Annotated in this window: 10 protein-coding genes; 9 read left to right on the forward strand and 1 reads right to left on the reverse strand. The window is 44.1% G+C overall.

Going from position 1 to position 12,061, the window contains the following annotated elements; all coding sequences use genetic code 11:
• Nucleotides 1-2 precede the first annotated feature (2 nt).
• The 7 genes from murG to lpxC all read left to right on the forward strand — a co-directional run bounded on the left by murG (nt 3) and on the right by lpxC (nt 7,684).
• Nucleotides 3-1,058: an undecaprenyldiphospho-muramoylpentapeptide beta-N-acetylglucosaminyltransferase gene (gene murG, locus AC1HJP_RS15630; protein ID WP_480362616.1), complete on the forward strand. Its 1,056-nt coding sequence runs from the start codon at nt 3-5 to the stop codon at nt 1,056-1,058.
• Nucleotides 1,059-2,516, forward strand: coding sequence for a UDP-N-acetylmuramate--L-alanine ligase (murC, locus tag AC1HJP_RS15635; protein WP_480362597.1), 1,458 nt, complete (start codon nt 1,059-1,061; stop codon nt 2,514-2,516).
• A complete protein-coding gene (locus tag AC1HJP_RS15640; RefSeq protein WP_480362598.1) occupies nt 2,513-3,421 on the forward strand; it encodes a D-alanine--D-alanine ligase in 909 nt (302 codons plus the stop codon). Before murC ends, AC1HJP_RS15640 begins: the two co-directional genes overlap by 4 nt.
• A 1-nt stretch (nt 3,422) precedes the next feature.
• On the forward strand, nt 3,423-4,202 hold the full coding sequence (locus tag AC1HJP_RS15645) for a cell division protein FtsQ/DivIB (RefSeq protein ID WP_480362599.1): 780 nt from the start codon (nt 3,423-3,425) through the stop codon (nt 4,200-4,202).
• Nucleotides 4,199-5,431: a cell division protein FtsA gene (ftsA, locus tag AC1HJP_RS15650; RefSeq protein ID WP_480362600.1), complete on the forward strand. Its 1,233-nt coding sequence runs from the start codon at nt 4,199-4,201 to the stop codon at nt 5,429-5,431. The genes AC1HJP_RS15645 and ftsA overlap by 4 nt, the downstream gene beginning before the upstream one ends.
• 21 nt (nt 5,432-5,452) lie before the next feature.
• Nucleotides 5,453-6,688, forward strand: coding sequence for a cell division protein FtsZ (ftsZ, locus tag AC1HJP_RS15655; RefSeq protein ID WP_480362617.1), 1,236 nt, complete (start codon nt 5,453-5,455; stop codon nt 6,686-6,688).
• Between the two features lie 84 nt (nt 6,689-6,772).
• Nucleotides 6,773-7,684, forward strand: coding sequence for a UDP-3-O-acyl-N-acetylglucosamine deacetylase (gene lpxC / locus AC1HJP_RS15660; RefSeq protein WP_058028665.1), 912 nt, complete (start codon nt 6,773-6,775; stop codon nt 7,682-7,684).
• 35 nt (nt 7,685-7,719) lie between these two features.
• Here the strand turns inward: lpxC and AC1HJP_RS15665 are convergent, their stop codons facing one another.
• Nucleotides 7,720-8,205, reverse strand: a complete 486-nt coding sequence (locus AC1HJP_RS15665; RefSeq protein WP_480362601.1) for a DUF721 domain-containing protein — start codon at nt 8,203-8,205, stop codon at nt 7,720-7,722.
• A gap of 350 nt (nt 8,206-8,555) precedes the next feature.
• Here AC1HJP_RS15665 and secA point away from each other — a divergent pair, with 350 nt between their 5' ends.
• Nucleotides 8,556-11,264, forward strand: coding sequence for a preprotein translocase subunit SecA (gene secA / locus AC1HJP_RS15670; RefSeq protein WP_058028668.1), 2,709 nt, complete (start codon nt 8,556-8,558; stop codon nt 11,262-11,264).
• Nucleotides 11,265-11,325: 61 nt separating this feature from the next.
• A complete protein-coding gene (mutT, locus tag AC1HJP_RS15675) occupies nt 11,326-11,727 on the forward strand; it encodes an 8-oxo-dGTP diphosphatase MutT (protein WP_480362602.1) in 402 nt (133 codons plus the stop codon).
• Nucleotides 11,728-12,061: the final 334 nt, after the last annotated feature.

Consider the following 12,061-nt stretch of genomic DNA (forward strand, 5'->3'; position numbering starts at 1 on the left):
CAGTGAATAAACATTTAATGGTGGTCGCCGGTGGTACGGGCGGTCATATTTTCCCGGGCATTGCGGTTGCAGAGCATATGCAGCAACAAGGCTGGACAGTGTCTTGGGTAGGCACTGCCGACAGAATGGAAGCGCAATTAGTGCCAAAGCACGGTTTTGAAATTGATTTTGTCGAAGTTAAAGGGGTGCGCGGTAACGGAATTACTCGTTTACTCAAAGCGCCATTTATGGTGCTAAAAGCCATTTTAGCAGCGAAGAAAATTATTAAACAGCGCAAGCCTGCGGTGATTTTAGCCATGGGTGGATATGTCACGGGCCCTGTTGGTATTGCTGCAAAATTATCTGGTGTGCCTTTGGTTATTCACGAGCAAAATGCTGTGGCTGGATTTAGCAATAAGCTTTTGGCAAAAGTCGCTAATCAAGTATTGGCAGCCTTTCCGAATGCCTTTGAAAATAACGCTGAAGTGGTTGGAAATCCGGTTCGAGCGAGTGTCAGTGCGATTGCTAAAAAGCCACTGACTGAACAATTGAATGTGCTAGTTGTTGGCGGGTCATTGGGTGCGCAAGTATTAAACGAGCGTTTGCCTGAGGTATTTTCGACATTGGCAAAAGACTTTTCGTTGAGTGTACGCCATCAAAGTGGGCGAAATAACCAAGATAAACTCAAAACAGCTTATGTTGGTCGCGAATTTGATGCACAAGTTGATGAATTTATTCACGATATGGATGCCGCCTATGCATGGGCTGATTTAGTGATCTGCCGTGCTGGAGCTTTAACTGTCAGTGAAGTGGCAGCAGCAGGAAAAGCAGCTTTGTTTGTGCCATTACCGCATGCGGTTGACGATCACCAAACAGCAAATGCTCGCTATTTAGTCGATCAACAAGGCGGCTTACTGATGCCACAGCAAGATTTTACAACTGAGCGATTAGTTGAGTTATTAACACCGTATTTTGAACAGCCAAGCTTATTGTCTGAGATTGCTGATAAAGCAAAGCAGTTGGCGAAATTTGATGCCACCGAACGCGTCGCGAAGGTGTGTGGTGAGTTGGCAAAATAGATGAATTTAGAGAAAGAGACGCAAGTGAACGAAGCGAATAATCGAAGAGCAATGAGACGTATCAATACCATACATTTTATCGGTATTGGTGGTGCTGGTATGGGCGGTATTGCCGAGGTACTAGCCTATGAAGGTTATCGTATTACAGGCTCAGATATAGCACAAAACGCAATGACAGAGCGTTTGATTAAAGCGGGCGCTGAAGTCTTCATTGGTCATCATGAAAATAACATTAAAGATGCCAATGTGGTTGTGGTATCGACAGCGATTGATGTCAATAACCCGGAGATAAAAGCAGCGAAAGCGGCGCGTATTCCAATTGTACGTCGTGCTGAAATGTTGGCTGAGCTCATGCGTTATCGTCATGGTATCGCTATTGCGGGTACACACGGTAAAACCACCACAACCAGTTTGATCGCAAGCATTTTTGCTAAAGCAGAACTTGACCCTACGTTTGTCATCGGCGGCTTGCTCAATAGCGCGGGTACCAATGCCAAATTAGGCACCAGTGATTATCTAATCGCTGAAGCCGATGAAAGTGATGCTTCTTTCTTGCATCTACAGCCAATGGTATCGGTTGTCACTAATATCGAAGCGGATCATATGGATACCTACGAAGGTGACTTCGAGAAGATGAAGGATACCTATGTAGAGTTCATCCATAATTTACCTTTTTATGGCTTGGCTGTGGTGTGTATTGACTCAGACGTTGCTGCTGAGCTCATACCTCGCTTTGCACGCCCAACTATTACTTATGGTGAGCATGAAGCGGCAGACTATCGCTTAGTGGACTTCAAGCAAACGGTAAATAGCAGCGAGTTTAAAGTTGTGACTAAGTCAGGCGAAGAGATCGCGGTGCATTTAAATATGCCTGGTAAACACAACGCGCTGAATGCGACTGCAGCGATTGCCGTGGCGAAAGATCACAATATCAGCAACGCTGCGATCTTAGCCGCGCTTACTGAGTTTGAAGGCATTGGTCGTCGCTTCCAACATTACGGCACATTTGATAATGAACAAGGTAATGTAATGCTGGTTGATGATTATGGTCATCACCCATCAGAAGTTGATGTCACCATTGAGGCTGCAAAAGCAGGCTGGCCTGAGCGTCGATTAGTGATGATTTATCAGCCGCATCGATTTACACGTACTCGTGATTTATATGAAGACTTTGTCAAAGTACTCTCTAAAGTTGAACAACTTATTTTGTTAGATGTATACAGTGCTGGCGAAGCACCTATTGTAGGTGCTGATAGTAAGAGTTTATGCCGTAGCTTACGTCAAAGAGGTGTGGAGCCAATTCATGTTGCAGACAATGAAGAGTTGGGCAAAGTTCTTTCGAATGTTTTAAAAGACAGCGACCTTGTGATCACGCAAGGTGCGGGCAACATTGGTCAAATCGTGAAGAAGTTGGCAGCAACAGAGATGTCAATCACTGCGTTAAAAGGTGAATCATGAAACAGTTTGGTAAAGTAGCAGTATTACTAGGCGGAACGTCTGCTGAACGTGAAGTGTCATTAAACTCAGGCAATGCCGTCTTGAATGCACTGACTGCAGCTGGCGTTGATGCGTTTGCGTTTGACCCGGCAGAACGAGCGCTTTCTGAGCTAAAGACCTTAGGCGTTGATCGTGTATTTATCGCTTTGCATGGTCGTGGTGGCGAAGACGGTACTATTCAAGGCGCGCTTGAATTTATGGGGATTCCTTACACTGGCAGTGGTGTGTTAGGTAGTGCTTTGGCAATGGATAAAATTCGCTGTAAGCAGCTGTTCCAGTCGGCGCAGTTAAGCACTGCGGCATTTGCAGTTGTTGATGCAAAAACGGGCTTTGATGCAGCCAACATTATCAATGAGTTTGGCAAAGTCATGGTGAAGCCAAGCCATGAGGGCTCAAGTATAGGTATGGCTCAAGCTGAAACGGCAGAGCAATTAACCGATGCCTTAAATAATGCCTTTAAGTATGACGATCAGGTTTTAGTTGAGCAATGGATCACCGGCCGTGAGTTTACTGTTGCCATGTTAGGTAATGAAGCATTACCTGTTATTGAAATGGTAACTCCGCGCGGCTTTTATGACTACGAGGCCAAATACAAAGTAAATAGTACTGAATATCATTGCCCAGCGGCATTGAGCGACGCGCATACGCAGCAATTACAAATTATGGCAACGCACGCTTTTGCTTTAGTTGGTGCGCAAGGTTGGGGTCGCGTTGATGCAATGCAAGATGAAAATGGCCAATTTTACTTATTAGAAGTGAATACTGTGCCGGGCATGACAGAGAAATCTTTAGTGCCCATGGCGGCTAAAGCGGTTGGCGTAACTTTTGAGCAATTAGTTGTTCGCATTTTGGAGCAAACGCTTTAATATGCGTGCTCTTTTTGAGAAAGCTCAGGTAGTTAATTCACAGCTTAATTGGCAAAAGATATTGAGTGTGGGCTTTTTCGTATTGGTGGCAGGCTTATTGGTTCGCGGTGGCTACTGGGTATCTGATTGGCTGGTTGAAAACCAAGATGCACAAATAAAGAAAATAGTGGTGTTAGGCAAACCTAAATACACCACTGACAAAGAGGTCGTCGCTGCTATTAAGCAGGTTGATTTAAGTAGTTACTTTCAACTGAATGTGAAAGCAGTACAGCGCTCGGTGCAGGATTTACCTTGGGTCGCAACGGTATCGGTAAGAAAACAATGGCCTGACGAATTACAGGTTTACATTGTTGAGCACAAACCCGTGGCTATTTGGAATAGCGACTTGCTGTTAAATGCTAAAGGCCAAGTGTTTCAGGCAGACAACGAAGCCTTACAGGCTTATTTGCCCCAGCTATATGGGCCTGAAGGTAGTGAACTAGAGGCCTGGCAAGCATTCTTGCAGTTTAAAGATATGCTGGCAGTAAACGATTTTAATTTGGTGAGTTTAGCGCTGTCTGAGCGTTTTGCTTGGCAATTATGGCTTGAAGATGGCGTGCGACTTAACCTCGGGCGCGAAGAAAAAGCCAAACGAGTACAAAGATTTATAGACGTGTATCCGAGTATGCAAATCCCAGAGGGCGGCGTACTTGATACGGTAGATTTAAGGTATGACACCGGCCTTGCGGTGAGCTGGAAGTTTCCAGCACAAACAGAACAACAAAATAAGAGTGAAGCATGACTAAGTCAGTAGAAAGAAACTTAGTAATCGGCCTCGATGTTGGTACTTCAAAAGTGGTAGCAACAGTAGGTGAGATAACAGCAGACAATCAGCTCAGTATCGTTGGCGTGGGGTGTCAGGAATCTCATGGAATGGATAAAGGGGGAGTGAACGATCTCAACCTGGTTTCTGATTCCATTCGCCGCGCAGTCGACGAAGCCGAATTAATGGCTGATTGCCGAATAGGTTCAGTTTACCTTGGTATTTCAGGTAAGCATATTCAGTGTCAAAACGAGAGTGGTGTTGTTGCGATTAATAACGCAGAAGTGACTGAAGACGATATGGACAATGTGATGCATATTGCCCGTTCAGTGCCTATTTCTGCAGAACGCAAAATGCTTCATTCATTGGCGCAAGAATATAGCATCGATATGCAAGAGGGCATTAAAAACCCATTAGGCATGAGTGGTGTGCGTATGGAAGCGAAAGCTCACATCATCACCTGCTCAAATGATATGGCTAAAAACATTGAGAAGTGTGTTGAGCGTTGCGGTCTTCAGGTAGACCAATTAACGTTTGGCGCATTGGCATCAAGCTATGCGGTTTTAACCGATGATGAAAAAGAGTTAGGCGTCGCAGTACTTGATATCGGTGGCGGTACCATGGACTTAGCCATTTATGTCAATGGTGCATTGCGCCATACAGCAGTGATCCCTGTAGCTGGTAACCAAGTTACTGGTGACATCGCAAAAATTTTCAGGACGCCAATCTCACACGCTGAGTCACTAAAGGTGCAATATGCATGTGCTAGCAGTCAAATGGCCAGCAGTGAAGAAACCATTGAAGTGCCAAGTGTTGGTGGGCGTCCAGCGCGATTAATGTCGCGCCATACATTATCTGAAGTGGTTGAACCAAGATTCAGAGAATTATTTGAACTGGCGTTAGAAGAAGTTCGCCGTTCTGGTTTTGAAGATCAAATTGCTGCAGGTTTAGTCGTAACAGGCGGCACTGCAAAGATGGCTGGCGCATTAGAAGTGGCTGAAGATATCTGCCAAATGCCAGTTAGAATAGGTAAACCTGTAAATATCACAGGTTTAACAGATTATGTTGACGATCCTGCATATGCAACAGCCGTAGGTTTGTTACAATACGGTCGTTCTCTACATTCGGTTAATGCACAAAAGTCGAGAGTAGATGCGGACGTGAGTTGGTGGAGCCGCGTATCAAAGTGGTTCCAAGGTGAGTTTTAAACTCGAGTCGGAGAGTGAATGATGTTTGATATTATGGAACAACACAGCGAAGAAGCTGTGATCAAAGTAATTGGTGTTGGTGGCGGCGGCGGTAACGCTGTTGAGCACATGGTAAAACAAGAAATCGAAGGTGTGCGATTTATTGCTGCTAACACAGACGCGCAAGCGTTACGTAAATCATCTGCAGATGTAACTGTACAATTAGGTACGCAAATTACATCTGGTTTAGGTGCGGGTGCAAACCCTGAAGTAGGTCGTAAGTCTGCTGAAGAAGATATTGAAACGATCAAAGAAGCGTTAGATGGCGCAGATATGGTCTTTATCGCAGCCGGTATGGGCGGTGGTACAGGCACGGGTGCAGCACCTGTTGTTGCGCGCGTAGCAAAAGATTTAGGTATTTTGACTGTAGCAGTGGTAACACGCCCGTTTGACCTTGAAGGTAAAAAGCGTATGGCTGCGGCTGATCAAGGTATCGGTGAGTTGTCAGAAATTGTAGATTCACTTATTACAATTCCTAACAACAAATTACTTAAGGTTTTAGGTAAAGGCACTACACTGTTAGACGCATTCGCGAAAGCGAACGACGTACTATACGGTGCGGTACAAGGCATCGCTGAACTTATTACCCGTTCAGGTCTTATCAACGTGGACTTTGCGGACGTACGTACAGTTATGTCGGCAATGGGCACTGCAATGATGGGTACAGCGTCAGCGTCTGGTCCAGATCGTGCGCAAGAAGCTGCAGAAGCGGCTATCTCAAGTCCACTATTAGAAGACGTCGATTTAACCGGTGCAAAAGGTATTCTGGTTAATATCACAGCGGGTATGGATATCACCATCGAAGAGTTTGAAGTGGTTGGTAACCATGTTAAGGCCTTAGCGTCTGAAAACGCGACTGTGGTAGTCGGTGCGGTAATCGACCCAGAAATGAGTGATGAGCTGCGTGTAACTGTTGTTGCAACTGGTTTAGGTGGCGACCGTCGTCCTCAGTTTGGCATTATTGATAACGGTATGCAGCAGGTTTCGGGCAGTGATGCACAAACAGCTGCACCGGCGTCAAGCCAGCCAGGTATGTTTGTACCAAGCTTTACTCAAACGAGTACTGAGCAGCCGACAAGTGCACCGGAGCAAACACAGAGTCAAGGTACTCAAGCTCCTAAGACTCCGGCTCCTGAGAGCAAACCAGCGACGTCTGGTGAGACTGAAAAAGGCGATTACTTTGATATTCCTGCCTTTTTACGTAAACAGTCTGACTAACAAACTGGTTATATATTAAACGATTGGCAGCTGGTCGTATCTGTGATACAATCCGCGGTCCAAGTGACATGAATAGGCGAAGTTATGATTAGACAACGTACAATTGCTGAAGTTGTTAAAGCGACAGGTGTCGGTCTACATAAAGGTGAAAAGGTTACCATTACTCTCCGACCAGCGAGCGAGAATACCGGTGTTGTATTCCGTCGTGTCGACCTTGACCCTGTTGTTGACTTTGAAACTACACCAGAAGCTGTTGGCGATACACAGTTATGTACATGTTTGACTAACAAAGATGGTGTGCGTTTATCGACCACTGAACATCTAATTGCCGCTGTTGCTGCACTGGGTATTGATAACCTTGTTGTTGAATTAGATAGTGCTGAAGTACCGATTATGGACGGCAGTGCATTACCGTTCATTTATTTACTACAAAAAGGCGGTATCAAAGAACAGCAAGTTGCTAAACGTTTTATTCGTATTAAAGAAACAGTGCGTGTTGAAGACGGTGATAAGTGGGCTGAAATTACCCCTTACGATGGTTTCCACATTGATTTTGAGATTGACTTTGATCATCCAGCAATCAATGACAGTCGTCAGCGCATTGGTCTTGATATTACGGCACAGAGCTTTACTGAAGAAATCAGTCGCGCACGTACGTTTGGTTTTATGAAAGACATCGAGTATATGCATGCCAATAACCTAGCGTTAGGTGGCAGCATGGATAACGCGGTTGTTTTAGATGAGTACAAAGTACTTAACCCGAACGGTCTACGATACGATGATGAGTTTGTAAAACATAAGATCTTAGATTGTGTGGGTGACATGTTTATGGCTGGACATAACATTCTAGGTAAGATCACCTGTTACAAGTCAGGTCACGGTTTAAATAACAAACTGTTACGTCAAATTATGGCGACTGAATCAGCGTGGGAATGGGCAACATTTGAAGAGCCAATTCATATGCCTGCGCCAGGTATGGAGCTTGCGAAAGCTTAATACAGATTAATTATAAAAAATGACGCTTTTTAGCGTCATTTTTTTTGCTTGTTTTTTGCTGCGTGGGTGGCGAGCTTGAGTAGTTTGGCTTGTAAACTCGGCGGTGCATGCGCTGCAAGCTCTGTTAATTGTTCAGCAGTGCTTTCGCTCATGGTTCGACTACTTTTTTGTGGTTTGATACTAGGTTTGGGCTCACTTAATCTTAACTGTGCATCGGGATTAGAAGTGACTTTCACTTGTCCACACTCAGCAAAACCGTTTTGTCTAAGGTGAGACAAAATATCTAGTTTCAGATAGTTAAGTCGAGTTGCCAAGGTGGCAGAAACGGCTTCAATCACTAAAGTGCCATCTCGATAATTTGCCACGCGGCACTTTTTGCTCAAGATAGGACCCAGCGCTTTATCAAGCTCGGTTTGTAATACTTGCAGACTATCGGTCTTTGCACCGAACTGGGTGATCTTGTTTGACCATTTTCCCATCAATTCATCTATGGATTTTGGATCATAGCGATTTTTAGCCATACAGCAGATACCACTTCAAAATTAACTTAACCAAGTATACCAGCATAACGGCAGACGAGAAGTGATTCTTGTCAGTGAAAATGCTTGAAATTTACGCTTGTCGTCACCATATAAAGAGAATTACCAGTTGGACCATCTTGCGGAACAAATGAATTGATGAGGCTTTTTTGCTTGATTGCATTTCAAAGGTTTGCAGACAGCGTGAGTCTGGTATGATAGAGGCAATTTTATATTCGGCATTCAGTAGGGCTTGATTGCTTTTACTGCCAACAGGACGCAGGGTGGCCATTGATATCCAATACTAGAAGTGGATATGCGGTCAGCCATCACTAGAGTGAAATGGTTTAAACATGATAGCGAACATTTTTACCAAAATTTTTGGTAGTCGTAACGACCGAACGATTAAAAAACTAAGAAAGACGGTCGCATTAATTAATGCATTAGAAGAACAACTTAGCGCACTTTCTGATGAAGAATTAAAAGCAAAAACAGCAGATTTCAGAGCGCGTTATGAGCAAGGCACTAGCCTTGACGATTTATTACCAGAGGCATTTGCGACGGTACGTGAAGCTTCAAAACGTGTCTATGGCATGCGTCATTTCGATGTACAGATGATCGGTGGCATGGTGTTGCACCAAGGTCGCATTTCTGAAATGCGTACCGGTGAAGGTAAAACACTTACAGCGACTCTACCTGCCTACTTGAATGGTTTAACAGGTAAAGGTGTTCACGTTATTACTGTGAATGATTACCTAGCAAAACGTGATGCCGAAACAAACCGCCCGCTCTTTGAATTCCTAGGTCTAACTGTTGGCTGTAATGTACCTGGTATGATGCCAGATGCGAAGAAGCAAGCGTATGCTGCAGATATCACATATGGTACGAACAACGAATTTGGTTTCGACTACCTGCGCGACAACATGGCATTTAGCATTGAAGAGCGTGTACAACGTCCATTGCACTTTGCCGTTGTGGATGAGGTTGACTCAATCCTAATCGATGAAGCACGTACGCCGCTTATCATCTCTGGTCCTGCTGAAGATAGTTCTGAACTTTACGCTCGTATTAACACCATAGTGCCATCACTGACACTTCAAGAGAAAGAAGATGAAGAAGGCGTTGAAGGTGACGGTGATTACACCCTTGATGAAAAATCAAAGCAAGTACACCTGACAGAGCGTGGTCAGTTAAAAGTTGAAGAGCTTCTTACTGAAAATGGCCTGATTGAAGAAGGTGACTCACTGTACTCTGCAGGTAACATTTCGTTATTAAGCCATGTGTATGCAGCACTTCGTGCACACAAGCTATATCAAAAAGACGTAGACTACGTTGTAAAAGACAACGAAGTTATCATTGTTGACGAGCACACAGGTCGTACAATGGAAGGCCGTCGTTGGTCTGAAGGCTTACACCAAGCTGTTGAAGCGAAAGAAGGTGTGCGCATTCAAAACGAAAACCAGACACTTGCGTCTATTACTTTCCAAAACTACTTCCGTATCTACGAAAAACTATCTGGTATGACAGGTACTGCGGATACTGAAGCGTTCGAGTTCCAGTCAATTTATGGCCTAGACACTGTGGTTATTCCAACTAACCGCCCGATGATCCGTGATGATCGTGCTGATTTAGTTTATTTAACTCAGGATGAAAAGTTTGAAGCCATTCTTGCAGACATTAAAGACTGTCAAGAGCGCGGTCAGCCAGTACTTGTGGGTACGATTTCAATCGAAAGTTCAGAGTATTTATCTCAGTTCTTACGTAAAGAAAAAATTGAACACAACGTACTGAATGCAAAATTCCACGCCCAAGAAGCAGACATCGTTGCTGATGCAGGCTTACCGGGTAAAGTGACTATTGCAACTAACATGGCGGGTCGTGGTACCGATATCGTATTAGGTGGTAACTGGCAGAGCGAAGTGGCTAAGCTAGAAAACCCTTCTGAAGAACAAATCGCTGAAATTAAAGCGAAGTGGCAAGAAACTCACGATGCTGTTATTGCGGCAGGTGGTCTTCATATCATTGGTACAGAGCGTCACGAATCTCGTCGTATCGATAACCAGCTACGTGGTCGTTCTGGACGTCAAGGTGATGCAGGTTCAAGCCGTTTCTACCTATCAATGGACGACGCGCTAATGCGTATCTTCGCGGGTGAGCGCATGACAAACATGATGCGTAAGCTAGGTATGCAACGTGGTGAAGCAATTGAGCACCCTTGGGTTAACCGTGCAATTGAAAACGCACAACGTAAAGTTGAAGCACGTAACTTCGACATTCGTAAACAGTTACTTGAGTACGATGATGTTGCAAACGACCAGCGTCGTGTTGTTTACGAGCAGCGTAACGAGCTTCTTGAAGAAGGCGATATTTCAGAAACAATTACAGCTATCCGCAGCGATGTTGTGAATGGCATGATTGATCAGTACATCCCGCCGCAAAGCTTAGCGGAAATGTGGGATATTCCAGCGCTTGAAGAGCGTATTAAAGCTGACTTCTTAATTGAGTTGCCAATTTCTCAGTGGCTAGCTGATGATGACAAGCTTTACGAAGAGACATTACGTGAGCGTATCACTGAAGAGATCGACAGCGCATACAAACAAAAAGAATTGATGGTAGGCCCAGATGTACTTCGTCATTTCGAAAAAGCCGTGATGTTACAAAGTCTAGATCAACATTGGAAAGATCACTTAGCAGCAATGGATCATCTTCGCCAAGGTATCCACTTACGTGGCTATGCTCAGAAGAACCCTAAGCAAGAATATAAGCGTGAATCTTTTGAATTATTCTCTGCAATGCTTGAAAACCTTAAAACTGACGTAGTCGGTATTCTAGCGAAAGTACAAGTTCGTGCAGAAGAAGATGTTGAGAAAGTAGAAGAGCAACACCGTCGTGCAGAGCAAGCACCGCGTGAATATCAGCATGCTGAAGCAGAGCATGTTGGTGGTGATGTACCAGAAGGTGCAGTTGTGGCTTCACGCACAGAGCCAAAAGTTGGCCGTAATGAGCCTTGTCCTTGTGGTTCAGGTAAAAAGTTTAAGCAGTGTTGTGGCAAGTTAAAATAATCACACACGCGTAAATTATTAAAAAGCGACTTTATAGTCGCTTTTTTTATCGGAGAAGAAAATGACAAAGAAAGTAGTCGAAGTCGCGGTTGGCGTAATAAAGCGTGATGAGCACATATTTATTACTAAGCGTGATGAGTCGCAACATCAAGGTGGTCTTTGGGAATTCCCTGGCGGTAAAATTGAATCAGGTGAGTCAGTCACAGAAGCGCTGGCGAGAGAATTAAAAGAAGAAGTGAATATCGACGTGCATAGCTCACAAAGTTTGCTTGATATTGAACATGACTATGGTGATAAGTGTGTGAAGTTGTTTATTCATATCGTTGAAGACTTCTCTGGCGAGGCAATAGGACTTGAAGGGCAGGCATCACAGTGGGTGGCAATCAATGAGCTGAACAATTGGGCGTTTCCTGCAGCAAATGTTGCCATTATTGATGCGTTACAAAAAACAGTAACTAGCTAATAAAAGAGTGATGTCTTTAGCGCCTTGAATTGACAGTAACAAGAAAGCGCTTTTATGAAAAGTGATGAAATAATACTGCCTCAGATAGCTAAAAAGTCAGATAAAACCGTAATTTAATAAAATTTAATTTATCTAAACCCGCGAAATTGCGGGTTTTTTTATTTTATAAGCTGTTCATGGAAAATATTTGATAGCGCTGTCATTTTGCATTTACTATGATGAAATTATTGAACTGAAAATCGCACACGCAATAACATGGGCGTGCAGTTCTTACTTTGTCGTCCTAAGCTAACTGTAGTGGCGAGTCGACCGTATTTTACGTTTACCAAGGAGC

Source organism: Pseudoalteromonas sp. NFXS53, assembly GCF_056629255.1.

Coding starts and splice junctions, on each gene's coding strand:
- murC (WP_480362597.1), top strand. CDS start 1,059: ATGAATTTAGAGAAAGAGACGCAAGTGAACGAAGCGAATAATCGAAGA.
- AC1HJP_RS15640 (WP_480362598.1), top strand. CDS start 2,513: ATGAAACAGTTTGGTAAAGTAGCAGTATTACTAGGCGGAACGTCTGCT.
- AC1HJP_RS15645 (WP_480362599.1), top strand. CDS start 3,423: ATGCGTGCTCTTTTTGAGAAAGCTCAGGTAGTTAATTCACAGCTTAAT.
- ftsA (WP_480362600.1), top strand. CDS start 4,199: ATGACTAAGTCAGTAGAAAGAAACTTAGTAATCGGCCTCGATGTTGGT.
- ftsZ (WP_480362617.1), top strand. CDS start 5,453: ATGTTTGATATTATGGAACAACACAGCGAAGAAGCTGTGATCAAAGTA.
- lpxC (WP_058028665.1), top strand. CDS start 6,773: ATGATTAGACAACGTACAATTGCTGAAGTTGTTAAAGCGACAGGTGTC.
- AC1HJP_RS15665 (WP_480362601.1), bottom strand. CDS start 8,205: ATGGCTAAAAATCGCTATGATCCAAAATCCATAGATGAATTGATGGGA.
- secA (WP_058028668.1), top strand. CDS start 8,556: ATGATAGCGAACATTTTTACCAAAATTTTTGGTAGTCGTAACGACCGA.
- mutT (WP_480362602.1), top strand. CDS start 11,326: ATGACAAAGAAAGTAGTCGAAGTCGCGGTTGGCGTAATAAAGCGTGAT.